Origin of the sequence: Microbacterium sp. 1.5R, from assembly GCF_001889265.1 — a bacterium.
GTDB lineage: Bacteria > Actinomycetota > Actinomycetes > Actinomycetales > Microbacteriaceae > Microbacterium.
In genome coordinates, this window is record NZ_CP018151.1 from 2,129,624 (window position 1) to 2,144,579 (window position 14,956).

Consider the following 14,956-nt stretch of genomic DNA (forward strand, 5'->3'; position numbering starts at 1 on the left):
TCCTGAGCGCGGCCGAAGTCCGTGCGCGCTTCCGACGTCGGTTCTGTCTTCGGAGCCCGCGCCCCCGTCGGCCGGACGCGCCTCCGTCGGCCAGTCTCCGGGAATTCGGCCGAGGCAGGACGATCTGTCCGACGGTGCGAAGCATCTGAACAGCGGGTCACTCACGCCGCGCGGTGCAGTCCCTGCGCGACCGCGCGCATGATCAGGTCCTGCACGATGTGCCAGTCGAACATGACGTGCGTGTACGACACGCGCATCACGTGATACCCCATCAGCCGCAGTTCGGCATCGTGCCGGATGTCTTCGGATCGCTGCGCACCGACGTGGTGGGCCCCGTCGATCTGTACGACGAATCGGTCGCCGATCAGAGCGTCGACGCGGTGGCCCGCGATCCAGATCTGCACGCGGATCGGCTCTCTCAACCACCGCAGTCGCGCACGAAGGTAGGTCTCCAGCCCCGGATCGGCGAAAGGAGTGGCCCGTTCGAGGATCCGCCGCGCCGCCGGCTTCCACGAGTATCCACGCAGAGCTTCCATCGTGACGAGCGACTTGTTGAGCGCTGACTCCCAGGTCGCGAGCGCCCGCTCGAAAGGCTCGCACTCAGCGATGTACGCCAGCACATTCTCGATCGGATCGACGAGCACATCCGGATGACGCGGCACGATCGGACTGCCCCAGTGCACCTGCGCGTCGACACGTCGCCTCCCCGCGGCGTTCGGCCCGACGGCGACGTGTGGCTTGCCCGAATCGTCGTGCAGCCAGAGACCGAGCCGAGCGGCTTGAGTACGGCAGGTCAGCACGACGCCTCGGCGCGCCGCGCTGATCAGCATCCCGTCGGCGGAAGGCACCGCGAGCCATCCTCGTCGCGGCCGGATCAGCACACCGCCTTCGACCGCCGACGCGACCAGGCTCCGAGCGAATCCGCGCTCTTGGATGACGGTGACACGCACGACGCCGCCGAGCTCCGTCATCGTCGCAAGCAAGTCCTCTGACGTTCTCCGCACCCAGCCAGTGTGGGACGTATCGCGTGCGCGTCGCCCCCCGTTCCAGGCTTGTGCGCACAACGGCGTCTCGTGGCGTTCTGTGCAGGAGCGGTCGAGGCGTCCGCAGACGTCGCTCGCTCGCCACTCTCGTGCTCCCACTCTCGCTCGGCCGAATCCACCTCCCTCGGTCCGATTCCGCGCAATAGGCCGAGTGAAGCGCATCCGGCCGAGGAAGGAGCAGCCGGCCGAGGAAGGCGCGGCCGAACCGAGGAAGGAGCAGCCGAATCGAGGAAGGCGCGGCCGAACCGAGGAGTGTCTCACCCACCCCCTACCCTCGAAGCATGGCCCGCTCCCCCGAATCCCCTGCGGCTCCCCGCGTTTCGCCTCCCGACCTTCCCCTCGAGTTCGAGTCCGCGACCGCTCGGCGCAGCGCCGATCTGCTCGCGGCACAGCTCGATCTCGAGGTCGCAGCCGATCTCGCCCACGCCTCACTCGAGCAGTGCACGATCACGGCCGACGCCGACAGCGTCGATCTGACCGGAGCCACCCTCATCGACGTCGACATGACGGGTGTCCGCATCGCCTCGCTCAAGATGCGGGATGCCGGCATCCGTCGCGTGCGCATCAGCGGCGGACGCATCGGCACGCTCGATCTGAGCAGCGCCCGAATCGACGAGCTGGAGCTCCGCGACGTGCGGATCGACTATCTGAACCTGGGGGCGTCGAAGGCCACGGACGTCGAGATCACCGCGTGCAGCATCCGGACGATCGACATGCCCCAGGCCGAGCTCACCCGCGTGCGCTTCACCGACACGCGCTGCGACGAGGTGGACTCCCGCGGCATGCGCGCCACGCACGTCGACCTGCGCGGGCTCGACGCCTCGGCGTTCCTCGATGCGAACAGCCTCCGCGGCACGACCCTGAGCAGCTTCCAGGTGCAGCAGCTCGCACCGGTACTCGCGGCGGGGATCGGCATCCAGGTCAGGGACTGACGGGCCGGTTCGCGTCGAGCAGCTCCTGAGTGAACGGATGCTGCGGCGATTCGAACACGTCCGTGACTGCACCCTGTTCGACGATGACGCCGTCCTGCATCACCAGCACGTCGTCGGCGACCGCCCCGACGACATCGAGATCGTGCGACACGAAGATCATGGTCAGCCGACGCTCGCGCTGCAGCCTGAGCAGCAGCTGGATCACGCGCTCACGCACCGACGGATCCAGAGCCGACACCGGCTCGTCCAGCACGAGCACCTCGGGCTCGGCAGCCAGTGCCCGAGCGATGGCGGCACGCTGTCGCTGCCCACCCGACAGCGCGGACGGCCGCCGGGTCGCCAGTACGGGGTCGAGGTCGACCTCGGCGAGAAGCTCGGACACCCGCGCGGCCCGCAGCGCCCGAGGCACGCCGCCCGCGGCGAGCGCCTCCCTCAGCGACCGCCCGATGCTCCATCGAGGATCGAATGCGCCGAGCGGATTCTGGTGCACGAGCTGCACGCGGTGCTCGCCGATCCAGCGCAGGCCGCCGTCGTCCGGCTGCTCGACGCCGACGATCATCCGGGCGAGCGTCGTCTTGCCCGACCCCGATTCCCCGACGATACCGAGTGTGCGTCCCTGATGCACGGCGAACGACGCGTCGTTCACGGCGGCGATCTCCTCGTATGTCCTGGTGACGCCTGTGGCGACGAGCACGGGTGTCACGTCGTCGGTAGAGATCACGCGCGGCTCGTGCATCGTCGCGGCGATCAGCTGTCGGGTGTACGCGTGCTGCGGCTTCTCGAGAACCTCGCCGACGGGCCCGGACTCGACGACCACGCCGTTGCGCATGACCAGCACGCGATCGGCGATGCGACGGACGGCCGCGAAGTCGTGGCTGATGAACACGATCGCGGTGCCGGCGTCGGCGATGTCGCGGAGGAGTCCGAGGATCCTCGCCTGCACCGTCGCATCGAGAGCCGTGGTCGGCTCGTCCGCGACGAGGATCGCGGGTTCGGCCGCGATGGCCGAGGCGATCAGTGCCCGCTGCCTGAGTCCGCCGGAGAGCTCGTGCGGGTACTGCCGCGCTCGGCGGGCGGCGTCCGGCATCCAGACGCGGTGCAGCAGCTCCTGCACTCTTTCGCGCAGCGCCGCTCGTCCGGACCTGAGGCCGTGGAGACGCAGGGGTTCGGCGATCTCCGATCCCACCCGTTGCAGCGGATCGAGCGAGACGAGGGCATCCTGCGAGACGAGCGCGATGCCCGCGCCGCGCAGAGACCGCCAACGCCGCTCGCCGAACCGCGCGACATCCGTCCCGTCGATGATGAACCGTTCGAACCGCACCCGTGCGTCTGCGGGCGTCAGTCCGAGAAGTGCCCGCGCGGTGAGCGACTTGCCCGCGCCCGACTCACCGACGATGGCGACGCACTCCCCTCGCGCCACCGACAGCGACACCCCGTCGACGACGGGCGTCCCACCGAAGTCGATGCGCAACCCCTGCAGCTCGAGCGCTTCCGTCACGACGTCCGCCCCTCTGCTCTGGCACGCAGCACGCGGCCGACGATCGTCGCCGCGATCACGGTGACGGTGATCGCGATGCCGGGGAACACGGCGATCCACCAGGCCTGTCCGAGCACGTTGCGTCCTCCGGCGAGCATGAGGCCCCACTCGGGAGTGGGCTCCGACGGGCCGAGACCGAGGAAGCTGAGTCCGGCGGCCGCGAGGATGCTCGAGCCGATGCCGATCGTCGCGAGCACGCTCAGCGACCCGAGCACACCCGGCACGACATGCCGGACGAACGCGGGCACAGGGGGGACGCCGAGGATCCGGGCGGCCTCGACGTGCTCGGCGCTGCGGAGGGTGCGGGTCTGCACCCTCGCCAGCCGGATGTAGACGGGGACGGCGGCGAGCGTCACGGCGATCGCGATGTTGACCGGTCCGGGCCCGAGCACCGCCACGACCACGAGCGCGACCAGGAACTCGGGGAAGGCCATGAGCACATCGTTCACCCGCATGAGTGCCGCGTCGACTCCCCGCGGGGCGAGGCCGGCGAGCGCACCGATGAGCAGCCCCACGGCGAGCGCGATGCCCGTGGCGAGCAGGCCGATGCCGATCGAGCGCCCGGCCCCGTAGAGCACGCGCGAGTAGACGTCACGCCCGCTCTGATCGGTGCCGAACAGATGCTCGGCGCTGGGCGGCAGAAGCGATGCGCGCACGTCGGTCTGAAGAGGGTCGTGCGTGGCGAGGACAGCGGGGAAGGCCGCAGCGAATGCGAGCACCAGCAGCACGGCCACGGCGCACCAGAGCAGCACGGTCTGCGCGCGCTTCATCGCCTTCCTCCCCGCCCGGTGCGCAGCCGAGGATCGATGAGCGGATGCAGCAGCTCGATCACGAGGTTCACGATCACGAAGACGATGGCACTGAGCAGGATGATCCCGGTGATCACCGGCAGATCGCGGTTCGTGATGGCCGCGAGGGTGACCCGGCCGAGGCCCGCCCTGGCGAACACGGTCTCTACGAGCACCGCTCCTCCGAGCACCGATCCGGTCAGGTAGGCCGCCAGGGTCACGGCATTCGCGGCACCGTGTCTCAGCCCGTGACGCAGCGTGAACCAGGACGGGCTCGCACCCCGCGCCCGCACGGTCTCGGCGAACGGCATCCGCTCGGCCTGCACGAGTCCATCCCGCAGCACCTGGCTGAGCAGCGCCGCCACGGGAAGCGCGAGCGTGATGGCCGGCAGCACGATCGTCGCCGGATTGCGGGCACCCGAGACAGGGAACCACCCCAGTCCGAATGCGAAGACGCTGAGCAGGATCAGTCCGATCCAGAACACGGGCGACGACAGGATGACGAGCTCGATGCCCGCGGCGACGGCTCGTCCTGCCTGGCCTCGCACCAGCAGGGCGACGGCGAGCGCGAGCAGCACGGCGATCACGAGAGCCAGCGCCGAGAGCTGCAGCGTCGATCCGAGCTGACGGCCGATGACCTCGGTCACCGGCATCCGCAGCTGATACGACTCGCCCAGGTCTCCCCGGGCGAGCTGACCGATGAAGGTCAGATACTGCTCGAGCGGGGGTCGATCGAGGCCGAGCTCCGCACGGATGCCGTCCTTGACCGCCTCGCTCACCTGAGCCTGCGGCCCGAGCATCACCGAGACCGGATCGCCCGGGATGACGCGGAACGCCAGGAAGACGAGTGTCGCCGCGCCCCAGAGCACGATCACGACGGATGCCGCGAGACCGGCGATCCGGATGAGCGCTGCCTTCACCGTTGGCGCCCTCTCGACGATCTCTGAGCACCCTTCGGCACGCGGCGCTCGCTCACGAACGATACCGCAGCGATATGCCCAAGGGTGCTCGACGACTCAGCGGTCAGCCGACGCTCACGTCGTAGAACAGCGGACGTCCGTACAGGTCGTAGTCGAGACCGCTGACCCGCTCGCCGACGGCGGTGATCGCCGAGGGGCTGTAGAGCGGGACGATGGCCGTGTACTCCGCATTCCACTCCTGCAGCTGCCTGTAGATGCTGTTGCGCTCGTCCTGGTCGCTGGAGGCGACGGCCTGGTCGAGCAGAGCATCGATCTCCGGATCGGTGACCTGAGAGGCGTTCTGGAACCCCTCTGTGTGCAGGTGCGCACGGAGGAAGTCGGGGTCGACGCCGGAGAATCCCCAGTCCGTCAGGTCGAAGGTCTTCGGACCGTACTGCTCGTTGTAGGCGCCGGGCTCCAGCACCTCGCGCACGACCTCGAACCCGATCCCCTTGAGATCCGACTGGATGGCGTTCGCCAGGGCGGACCGGTCGTCCGGCACCGGGGTCCATGCGATCCACCGCGCCGACAGGCGCTTACCGTCCTTCATGCGGATGCCGTCGCTGTCGCGCTCCGTCCAGCCGGCCTCGTCGAGGAGAGCGTTCGCCGCTGCTGCATCGAAGGGCCAGCTGTCCTCGAGGGAGGCGTCGTACCCGGGAGTCGTCGAGCCGAGCACGCTCCATGCTCGTGGGAACTGCCCGAAGAAGATCTCCTCGACGGCGGCGTCGACGTCGATGCCCCGAGCGAATGCCTGGCGCACCTTCTCGTCGGCGAAGACACCGTACTTCTCGTTGAGGTACAGCGAGTACGGCAGGCCGGGGTACTCGACCGAGTCCACGGTGATGCCGTCGCCGAGATCTCCCGCGAGGTTCGGGGGGATGTTGCTCGCGAGGTCCGCCTCGCCGCTCTGCACGACGCCGGTGCGCACGGAGGCCTCCGGCTGGATCTCGACGCGCAGCGTCTCGACCTCCGCCGCATCCTCGCCGTGCGGCCCCCAGGCGTAGTCATCGTTCCGGGTGTACACCAGCTCCTGATCGGGCGTGTACTCGGTGAGCACGAACGGACCGGTGCCGACCGTGACATCGGGCCCTCCGGCCTTCAGCTGGTCGGCGGACTCCGCCAGCACGGCCGGTGAGTAGAACCCGAGCTGCGGCGTGCTGGCCGCCTGCAGGAACGGCGCGTACGGCTGGGTGAAGCTGACCGTGACGGTGTGCTCGTCGACGACCTCCGTACCCGCGTAGAAGTCTGCTCCGAGCATCGACGCCGCCTGCGCCGACTCCGTCTCGGGGTCGACGATGCGGTCGAAGTTCGCCTTGACCGCCTCGGCGTCGAAGACCTCGCCGTCGGTGAACGTTACGTCGTCACGGAGGACGAAGGTGTACTCCGTGCTGTCGTCGGAGACGGTCCACTCCTTCGCCAGCCAGGGGCTGAACGAGCCGTCGTCCTCCTGGAAGACCAGCGAGTCGAGCACTGCCCGCTGCACCATGCCGGAGACGTCGAGCTGGCTCACCTGCGGATCCATGTGCCCGGCAGAGAGGTTCGCGCCCTCGATCGACCAGACGAGCTCTCCGCCGTCGGACTCGGAGGACGGCGCGGCGCAGGAGCTGAGCAGGAGGGCGCTCACGGCGACGGTGGCACCGAGCGGGATCGCGCGGCGCAGGAAGGTGGTGGGCATGCTGTTCCTCGGGAGGGAAGGCGAAGGGACGCGGACGCGTCGTTTGTTGGACTGGATCCAATTCTAGAGCGTCCTCTTCACCCCCGGCGCTGCGCGGCAGGACCGGAACTCTGCACCGCCGCGGGCGATTAGACTGTGGGACACAATCCACACTCAGGCACGCTCACACAGTGCCGCATACATCGCTCGAGGAGAACCTTCATGTCCGCTATTCCCGACAAGCCCGCACTCGAAGGTCTCGAAGCGAAGTGGGGTGAGACCTGGTCCGAGCGGGGCACGTACCTGTTCGACCGCATCCGCGCCGCGGAGTCCGGCCGCGAGGGCGTCTACTCGATCGACACTCCCCCGCCGACCGCATCCGGAAGCCTGCATATCGGGCACGTCTTCTCGTACACGCACACCGACGTCAAGGCGCGCTTCGAGCGCATGCGCGGCAAGAACGTGTTCTACCCGATGGGGTGGGACGACAACGGACTGCCCACCGAGCGCCGCGTGCAGAACTACTACGGCGTGCGGTGCGACCCGACGCTCCCCTACCAGAGCGACTTCACCCCGCCGTTCGAAGGCGGCGACAACAAGTCCAGCCGCGCTGCCGACCAGGTGCCCATCAGCCGCCGCAACTTCATCGAGCTCTGCGAACGTCTGACGATCGAGGACGAGAAGCAGTTCGAGGCGCTGTTCCGCCAGCTCGGCCTCTCGGTCGACTGGACGCAGACCTACCGCACCATCTCCGACGACACGATCCGTCAGAGCCAGCTCGCATTCCTGCGCAACCTCGAGCGCGGCGAGGCCTATCAGTCGCTCGCTCCGACGCTGTGGGACATCGACTTCCGCTCGGCGATCGCCCAGGCCGAACTCGAGGATCGCGACCAGCAGGCCGCGTACCACACCATCGACTTCCCGTTCGCCGACGGATCCGGCTCGATCACGATCGAGACCACCCGCCCCGAGCTGCTTCCCGCGTGCATCGCGATCGTGACCCACCCCGAGGGCCCGCACAAGCACCTGATCGGCACGAAGGTGCGCACGCCCTTCTTCGGCGCCGAGATCGAGATCCACGGCCACCACCTCGCACAGCCCGACAAGGGCACCGGCGCCGCGATGGTCTGCACCTTCGGCGATGTGACCGACATCATCTGGTGGCGCGAGCTGCGCACGGCGGCGGGCGACCACCTCCCGAACATGACCACGATCGGCCTCGACGGACGTTTCCTCCCGACGGCGCCGTCGATCGTCGCCGACGCCGACGCGATCGACTGGTACACCGCCGAGCTCGCGGGCAAGACGGTGTTCTCCGCGCGCAAGGCCATCGTCGAGAAGCTGCAGGAGACCGGAGACATGACGGCCGTCGGCAAGCCGTTCAACCACGCCGTGAAGTTCTTCGAGAAGGGTGACCGCCCTCTCGAGATCGTCTCGACCCGCCAGTGGTACATCCGCAACGGCGCACGCGACGCGAACCTGCGCGACGAGCTGCTCGAGCGCGGCACGCAGCTGGCGTGGCACCCGGACTTCATGCGGGTTCGCTACGAGAACTGGGTCGGAGGTCTGACCGGAGACTGGCTCGTGTCGCGTCAGCGCTTCTTCGGCGTGCCGATCCCGCTCTGGTACGGCCTCGACGAGAACGGCGAGCGCGACTACGCCCGCGTGATCGCTCCCGATCACGCCAGTCTCCCCATCGACCCGACGACCGACGTGCCGGAGGGATACACCGAGGATCAGCGCGGCGTGGCCGGTGGTTTCGAGGCCGAGGCCGACATCCTCGACACCTGGGCCACCTCGTCGCTCACTCCGCAGCTCGCCGGTGGATGGCAGCGCGACGAGGAGCTGTGGCAGCTCACGGCACCGTTCGACCTGCGCCCGCAGGGACAGGACATCATCCGCACCTGGCTCTTCTCGACCATGTTGCGCTCGACCCTCGAAGACGGGCGCTCGCCGTGGCGCAACGCCGCGATCTCGGGCTTCATCGTCGACCCCGACCGCAAGAAGATGTCGAAGTCGAAGGGCAACGTCGTCACGCCGGCGGACATCCTCGAGACCCACGGATCGGATGCCGTGCGCTACTGGGCCGCCTCCAGCCGCCTGGGAATGGATGCCGCCTTCGACCCGCAGAACCCGACGCAGGTCAAGATCGGCCGCCGACTGTCGATCAAGGTGCTCAACGCGGCGAAGTTCGTGCTGTCGTTCCCGGTGCCCGAAGGCGCCCAGGTGACGCACGCCCTCGACGCCTCGATGCTGACAGGCCTCGACGCCGTGATCGCCGAGGCGACCAAGGCGTTCGAGAACTACGACCAGGCCAAGGCGCTGGAGGTCACCGAGGCGTTCTTCTGGACGTTCTGCGACGACTACCTCGAGCTCGTCAAGGAGCGCGCCTACAACCAGAACGACGTGGGCCAGGCCTCCGCGGCACTCGCACTGCGCCTGGCGCTGTCCACGCTGCTGCGCCTTCTCGCGCCGATCCTCTCGTTCGCGACCGAAGAGGTGTGGTCGTGGTTCGAAGAAGGCTCGGTCCACACCGCCGCGTGGCCGGAACCTCTCGGCATCGACGGTGACACGGCGGTGCTGTCGGCCGCGAGTGAGGCACTGATCGGCATCCGCCGCGCCAAGACCGAGGCGAAGGCATCGCAGAAGACTCCGGTATCTCGTGCCGCGATCGCGGCGCCCGCCGCCAAGCTCGACGCACTCCGCGCCGCAGCCGAAGATCTCAAGGCCGTCGGCCGCATCGCCGACCTCGAGTTCACCGAGGCCGACGAGTTCGCGGTCACCGCGATCGAGCTCGCTCCGGTCGAGGGGGCATGATGCAGCTGGGTACGCGGTGGGCCACCGGCTCGGAGCCGCCGGCATCCGTTCCCGCCGCGCTCCGGCCGGCGATCGCCGAGGTCGAATCCCGCGGCCTCACCGGACACTGGACGCTCACATGGCTCGAGGGCCGTGCGATCGCCGAGCTCGATGCGGGCTGGGAGGTCGTGCAGACCGGGGCCGGCGACGTGATCGCCCGCCCCTTCGAGGACTGACGAACTCTGATCAGAAAGCCCCCTGTCCGGAACTCCAGACAGGGGGCTTCGCTGCGTGTGGCGATGTCATCGACGCGGCAGGCCGAGCTGCGCGAGCATGTGGTCGACGGCGTGGGGATCCTGGCGTCTGGTCTGCTGCTCGCGCAGGAGATCCAGCGCGAGCGTCCGCTTCTCGGCCCGACGTTCGATGCGACGTTCCACGAAGGCCGTGAGCAGCCCGGCGAGGCCGAGCAGCCTGCGCTCAGTGCGCGTCGGGGCGACGAGTCGGATGGTCGCGCTGGTCATGATTCCTCCGTCTTCGAGTCGGCGGCATCCGCGAGCACAGCACCGGAGGCCGGCAGGTCGAAGAGCTCGGTGCGCAGCGACACCCGGCGCACATCCGGCCCGGTCTGGCCGCGGAATCGCTCGACCGCGCTGTCGACCACCGCCATGAGCTCATCCTTGAGACCCGCCATCTGCGAGGGGGTCATCTCGAGCAGAGTCGTGGCGATCAACCCGGTGTCCTTCCAGCCCTCGGGCACGTCCGTGTCCGGCCGATTCACGTAGGACATCAGGGTCTCGTGGCGAAGTCGGAAGAACTCGGACGAGACGATCTGCGCCGCGGCTCGATTCGCCGGTGACATGCTCTGACTGGGACCGGGGATGTCGATGCGTCCTTCGGGAAGCTCCCACCAGCGCTCTCGGGCCGTGCCGCGGCCCTCGACCTCGTGGATGAGGTCGTGCGCCGAGAGCGTTCGCAGGTGATAGCTGGTCGACCCGGATGTCTCACCCAGCATCGAGGCGAGCGAACTCGCCGTCTGCGGCCCGTGAGTGCTGAGCAGGTCGAAGATCCTCACACGCAGCGGGTGAGCGAGGGCTTTGAGCGCCCCCGCGTCGAGGCGTCGCAACTGCAGTTCGTCTTCCATACCGTCGACGATACTCTTGCAAAGACTTCTTTGCAAGCTAATCTTTGCAAATGAAACTTTGCACGTGTTCTACGGCACACGGCCAGAGCCCGTGTCGTCACGGACGCCGCCACCGGGAAGCGAGTCCCTGTAGCGGGTGATGGCTAGGCTCAGAGGATGACCGACGTCGCGAATCCCCTGCTTCAGCCGTCCACGCTCCCCTACGGTCTTCCCGACTTCGCTGCCATCAGGCCCGAGCACTACCTGCCGGCATTCCAGGCCGCGTTCGACGAGCACCTCCGAGAGATCACCCGGATCACGATGGTGCGCTCGATGCCCACCTTCGAGAACACGATCGAGGCGCTGGAGCGCTCAGGAGAGCTGCTCGACCGCGTCGCGCACGCGTTCTACACCGTGACCTCGGCCGATGCGACGCCGGAGATCCAGGAGATCGACGAACAGCTCGCTCCGCTCATGGCGGCCCATCAGGATGCCATCACTCTCGACGCTGCGCTGTACTGGCGCGTGCAGCAGGTGCACTCGCACCTCGACGATGTCGAGCTCGATGATGAGCAGCGGTACCTCGTCGAACGGCACCACCGCGAGATGACCCACGCGGGCGCGGCCCTCGGCGACGAGGCGAAGAGCAGACTCACCGCCCTGAACCAGCAGCTGTCGACGCTGAACAACACCTTCGAGCGCAACCTCCTCAACGACACGAACGACCTCGCGGTGGTGTTCGACTCGCCCGAGGAGCTCGCGGGCCTCAGCAGCGGTGAGCTCTCCGCAGCGGCTCGCTCGGCGGCGGATCGCGGCCTCGACGGACGCTTCGTCATCTCCCTCCCGCTGTTCACCGGGCATCCGCACCTGGCGCAGCTCCGCGATCGCGAGTCGCGTCGCCGCATCCTGGCGGCCTCGCAGTCGCGCGCGTCGCGTAACAACGGGAACGACAATCGTCCCGTGCTCGCCGAGATCGTGCGCCTCCGCGCCGAGCGCGCGGCACTGCTCGGCTATGCCTCGCACGCCGCGTACGTGACGGCAGACGAGACGGCCGGCACGCCGGACGCGGTCGAGCGGATGCTGCGCGATCTCGCGGCGCCATCTGCACGCAACGCACGAGCCGAGAAGGAAGCCCTGCAGGCGATCGTCGACGAGACCGAGGCGACGCCCTTCGCGGTCGAGGCGCACGACTGGGCTTTCTACACGGAGAAGGTGCGGACCGCCCGATACGCGATCGACACGAGCGCGCTCCGTCCGTGGTTCGAGGCCGAGCGGGTCCTGAAGGACGGCGTGTTCTTCGCTGCGACGAAGCTCTACGGGGTGACGTTCGCAGAGCGCCGGGACCTCCGGGCCTACCACCCGGGTGCGCGTGTATTCGAGGTGAGGGACGCGGACGGGAGCGCGGTCGGACTGTACGTGCTCGATCTCTATACCCGCGACTCGAAGCGCGGTGGCGCCTGGATGAATCCGATCGTGAGCCAGTCGCGCCTGCGCGGGACGCTGCCCGTGGTGGTCAACAACCTCAACGTGGCGCTCCCCGGAGAGGGAGAGCCCACGCTGCTCACCCTCGACGAGGTCACGACGCTCTTCCACGAGTTCGGCCACGCTCTGCACGGCCTTTTCGCCGTCGTCACCTACCCGCACTTCGCCGGAACGAACGTCTTCCGCGACTTCGTGGAGTTCCCGAGTCAGGTGAACGAGATGTGGATCCTGTGGCCCGAGGTCCTCGACAACTATGCCCGGCATCATGAGACGGGAGAGCCGCTCGACCCCGCGATCGTCGAACGACTGCGCGCGACGGAGACGTTCAACCAGGGCCACGACACGAGCGAATACCTCGCAGCCGCCTGGCTTGACCAGGCATGGCATCGCGTGAGCACGCAGACGGAGATCCTCGACGTGGCCGACTTCGAGGCCGCCGCCCTCGCCGACATCGGACTCGACGATCCTGCCGTGCCGACCCGCTACTCGTCGACCTATTTCGCACACGTCTTCTCGGGCGGATACAGCGCCGGCTACTACTCCTACATCTGGAGTGAGGTTCTCGACGCGGACACCGTCGAGTGGTTCCGCGAGAACGGCGGACTCACCCGCGAGAACGGCGACCGGTTCCGCTTCCGTCTCCTCGGCGTCGGAGGGTCCAAGGATCCGCTCGACGCCTACCGCGATTTCCGCGGGCGCGATGCAGAGATCGCACCGCTCCTGAAGCGGCGCGGACTCGAGGCGTGATCAGGTCGCACGCCACGTGACCTCAGCGGTCGAGCAGCTCCATCGCCTTGTACCAGGTGAGCTGGTGGTAGCTCTGCGCGAGGTGATCGCCGAGGCCATCGAGAGACACGACGTGCACGGCGATCGCCTCGCTCTCATCGAGCGACTGCTCGGTGACTCGCACGCAGCCCCGCGCGAGGAAGTGATGCACCCGGTTGGTGTGGCTGCCGAAGTTGGCCCAGGTGGGACCGAGGTCGATCATCTCGTCGGGCTCGTACCCGGTCTCCTCGCGCAGCTCGCGGATGGCGGCCGCTTCCGGTGACTCGCCGGCCTCCAGACCGCCACCGATCGTCCCGACCGCGACGATTCCTGCACCATGGCGATACTCGTCGACGACGATCGCGTGGCCATCCCGATCGACGGCGAGCACCGAGATCCAGTCGCCGTATTCGAGCACGTAGTACGGAGCGATCGAGTGTCCTCGCTCGTCGACGCAGTCATCCGCGCGCACGCGGATCCAGCGGTCTGCATGCACCAGCTTGCTGTCGACCACCCGCCAGGGCGAGGGAGCGGAACTCACGCGCTCTTGCGCTTGCGCTCCATCACGATCGTCGGCGGAGCGCCCTCGTCGACGGCCGCCTGGGTGACGATGACCTTGGCGACGTCTTCGGCCGAGGGGATCTCGAACATGATCGGACCGAGCACGTCTTCGAGGATGGCCCGCAGTCCGCGAGCGCCGGTCTTGCGCTCGACGGCGAGGTCGGCGATCGAACGGAGCGCGCCCTCTTCGAATTCGAGCTGAACGCCGTCGAGTTCGAACATGCGCTGGTACTGCTTGACGAGTGCGTTGCGCGGACCCGTGAGGATGTCGATGAGCGCATCCTGGTCGAGCGGAGACACCGATGTCACGACCGGAAGACGACCGATGAACTCGGGGATCAGACCGAACTTGTGCAGGTCCTCCGGAAGCACCTCGCTGAACAGGTCGAGGTCCTTGCCCTTGTCGTGCAGCGGAGCACCGAAGCCGATTCCGTGCTTGCCGACGCGTGCCGACACGATGTCCTCGAGGCCCGCGAACGCGCCCGCGACGATGAACAGCACGTTGGACGTGTCGATCTGGAGGAACTCCTGGTGCGGGTGCTTGCGCCCACCCTGCGGGGGCACCGATGCGACCGTTCCCTCGATGATCTTCAGCAGGGCCTGCTGGACGCCCTCACCTGAGACATCGCGGGTGATCGAGGGGTTCTCCGCCTTGCGGGCGATCTTGTCGACCTCGTCGATGTAGATGATGCCCTGCTCTGCGCGCTTGACGTCGTAGTCCGCCGCCTGGATGAGCTTGAGCAGGATGTTCTCGACATCCTCGCCGACGTAGCCGGCCTCGGTGAGCGCCGTGGCGTCCGCGACAGCGAACGGCACGTTGAGCTTCTTCGCGAGGGTCTGGGCGAGGTAGGTCTTGCCGCATCCGGTCGGCCCGATGAGCAGGATGTTGCTCTTCGCGATCTCGACGCTCTCGGCCTTCTGCTCGGCCGTCTGGAGGGTGCCGTGCGCGCGGATCCGCTTGTAGTGGTTGTACACCGCGACGGCCAGCGCCTTCTTGGCTGGCTCCTGTCCGACGACGTACTCCTCGAGGAAAGAGAAGATCTCGCGCGGCTTGGGGAGTTCGAAGTCCGCCGTGCCGTCGGCGGAGGACTCGGCCATCCGCTCCTCGATGATCTCGTTGCACAGCTCGACGCACTCGTCGCAGATGTACACACCGGGTCCTGCGATGAGCTGCTGCACCTGCTTCTGGCTCTTTCCGCAGAACGAGCACTTGAACAGGTCAGCGCTTTCGCCGATACGGGCCATGCGCGTCCTCCTAGGGGGGATCCTGAGATCGTCTACTGAGCCTAACCGCTGCATCCGACACCGGGACGCATTGG

Annotated in this window: 13 protein-coding genes; 4 read left to right on the plus strand and 9 right to left on the minus strand. The window is 67.9% G+C overall.

Going from position 1 to position 14,956, the window contains the following annotated elements:
* Window positions 1-161: 161 nt before the first annotated feature.
* Window positions 162-971, minus strand: a complete 810-nt coding sequence (locus BMW26_RS10175; RefSeq protein WP_072591416.1) for an endonuclease domain-containing protein — start codon at window positions 969-971, stop codon at window positions 162-164.
* A 353-nt stretch (window positions 972-1,324) separates the two neighbouring features.
* On the opposite strand from BMW26_RS10175, the gene BMW26_RS10180 reads away from it, so the two are divergent.
* Window positions 1,325-1,975: a pentapeptide repeat-containing protein gene (locus tag BMW26_RS10180; RefSeq protein WP_072591417.1), complete on the plus strand. Its 651-nt coding sequence runs from the start codon at window positions 1,325-1,327 to the stop codon at window positions 1,973-1,975.
* Here the strand turns inward: BMW26_RS10180 and BMW26_RS10185 are convergent.
* The 4 genes from BMW26_RS10185 to BMW26_RS10200 form a co-directional block, all read right to left on the minus strand.
* A complete protein-coding gene (locus BMW26_RS10185; protein ID WP_072591418.1) occupies window positions 1,965-3,473 on the minus strand; it encodes an ATP-binding cassette domain-containing protein in 1,509 nt (502 codons plus the stop codon). The genes BMW26_RS10180 and BMW26_RS10185 overlap by 11 nt on opposite strands.
* The gene (locus BMW26_RS10190; RefSeq protein ID WP_053096602.1) at window positions 3,470-4,282 is read right to left on the minus strand and encodes an ABC transporter permease; all 813 of its coding nucleotides are present in this window, start codon (window positions 4,280-4,282) and stop codon (window positions 3,470-3,472) included. Before BMW26_RS10190 ends, BMW26_RS10185 begins: the two co-directional genes overlap by 4 nt.
* Entirely contained in the window at window positions 4,279-5,220 is a 942-nt protein-coding gene (locus BMW26_RS10195; protein WP_056278920.1) for an ABC transporter permease, read from the minus strand. The genes BMW26_RS10190 and BMW26_RS10195 overlap by 4 nt, the downstream gene beginning before the upstream one ends.
* A 103-nt stretch (window positions 5,221-5,323) precedes the next feature.
* Window positions 5,324-6,934: an ABC transporter substrate-binding protein gene (locus tag BMW26_RS10200; protein ID WP_072591420.1), complete on the minus strand. Its 1,611-nt coding sequence runs from the start codon at window positions 6,932-6,934 to the stop codon at window positions 5,324-5,326.
* Window positions 6,935-7,135: 201 nt separating this feature from the next.
* Between BMW26_RS10200 and valS the strand changes: the two genes are divergently transcribed.
* Window positions 7,136-9,730 (plus strand): valine--tRNA ligase, encoded by a 2,595-nt coding sequence (gene valS / locus BMW26_RS10205; RefSeq protein WP_053096608.1) that lies wholly within the window; start codon window positions 7,136-7,138, stop codon window positions 9,728-9,730.
* Entirely contained in the window at window positions 9,727-9,945 is a 219-nt protein-coding gene (locus tag BMW26_RS10210) for a hypothetical protein (RefSeq protein WP_394194020.1), read from the plus strand. The genes valS and BMW26_RS10210 overlap by 4 nt, the downstream gene beginning before the upstream one ends.
* A gap of 66 nt (window positions 9,946-10,011) precedes the next feature.
* Here BMW26_RS10210 and BMW26_RS10215 read toward each other — a convergent pair whose 3' ends face one another.
* A complete protein-coding gene (locus tag BMW26_RS10215) occupies window positions 10,012-10,230 on the minus strand; it encodes a hypothetical protein (RefSeq protein WP_072591421.1) in 219 nt (72 codons plus the stop codon).
* Entirely contained in the window at window positions 10,227-10,850 is a 624-nt protein-coding gene (locus BMW26_RS10220) for an ArsR/SmtB family transcription factor (protein WP_053096611.1), read from the minus strand. The genes BMW26_RS10215 and BMW26_RS10220 overlap by 4 nt, the downstream gene beginning before the upstream one ends.
* A 156-nt stretch (window positions 10,851-11,006) precedes the next feature.
* Here BMW26_RS10220 and BMW26_RS10225 point away from each other — a divergent pair, with 156 nt between their 5' ends.
* The gene (locus BMW26_RS10225; protein ID WP_072591422.1) at window positions 11,007-13,058 is read left to right on the plus strand and encodes a M3 family metallopeptidase; all 2,052 of its coding nucleotides are present in this window, start codon (window positions 11,007-11,009) and stop codon (window positions 13,056-13,058) included.
* A 22-nt stretch (window positions 13,059-13,080) separates the two neighbouring features.
* Here BMW26_RS10225 and BMW26_RS10230 read toward each other — a convergent pair whose 3' ends face one another.
* Both BMW26_RS10230 and clpX read right to left on the minus strand, forming a co-directional pair.
* Window positions 13,081-13,617 carry an NUDIX hydrolase gene (locus tag BMW26_RS10230; RefSeq protein ID WP_056278925.1) on the minus strand — a complete coding sequence of 179 codons (537 nt, stop codon included), beginning with the start codon at window positions 13,615-13,617 and terminating at the stop codon, window positions 13,081-13,083.
* On the minus strand, window positions 13,614-14,882 hold the full coding sequence (gene clpX / locus BMW26_RS10235) for an ATP-dependent Clp protease ATP-binding subunit ClpX (RefSeq protein ID WP_053096617.1): 1,269 nt from the start codon (window positions 14,880-14,882) through the stop codon (window positions 13,614-13,616). The genes BMW26_RS10230 and clpX overlap by 4 nt, the downstream gene beginning before the upstream one ends.
* Window positions 14,883-14,956 lie beyond the last annotated feature (74 nt).

Bases quoted from the DNA above. Each gene is read 5' to 3' on its own strand.
- BMW26_RS10190 (WP_053096602.1), bottom strand. From the start codon at position 4,282: ATGAAGCGCGCGCAGACCGTGCTGCTCTGGTGCGCCGTGGCCGTGCTG.
- BMW26_RS10180 (WP_072591417.1), top strand. From the start codon at position 1,325: ATGGCCCGCTCCCCCGAATCCCCTGCGGCTCCCCGCGTTTCGCCTCCC.
- BMW26_RS10210 (WP_394194020.1), top strand. From the start codon at position 9,727: ATGATGCAGCTGGGTACGCGGTGGGCCACCGGCTCGGAGCCGCCGGCA.
- BMW26_RS10220 (WP_053096611.1), bottom strand. From the start codon at position 10,850: ATGGAAGACGAACTGCAGTTGCGACGCCTCGACGCGGGGGCGCTCAAA.
- BMW26_RS10175 (WP_072591416.1), bottom strand. From the start codon at position 971: ATGACGGAGCTCGGCGGCGTCGTGCGTGTCACCGTCATCCAAGAGCGC.
- valS (WP_053096608.1), top strand. From the start codon at position 7,136: ATGTCCGCTATTCCCGACAAGCCCGCACTCGAAGGTCTCGAAGCGAAG.
- BMW26_RS10225 (WP_072591422.1), top strand. From the start codon at position 11,007: ATGACCGACGTCGCGAATCCCCTGCTTCAGCCGTCCACGCTCCCCTAC.
- BMW26_RS10215 (WP_072591421.1), bottom strand. From the start codon at position 10,230: ATGACCAGCGCGACCATCCGACTCGTCGCCCCGACGCGCACTGAGCGC.
- BMW26_RS10200 (WP_072591420.1), bottom strand. From the start codon at position 6,934: ATGCCCACCACCTTCCTGCGCCGCGCGATCCCGCTCGGTGCCACCGTC.
- clpX (WP_053096617.1), bottom strand. From the start codon at position 14,882: ATGGCCCGTATCGGCGAAAGCGCTGACCTGTTCAAGTGCTCGTTCTGC.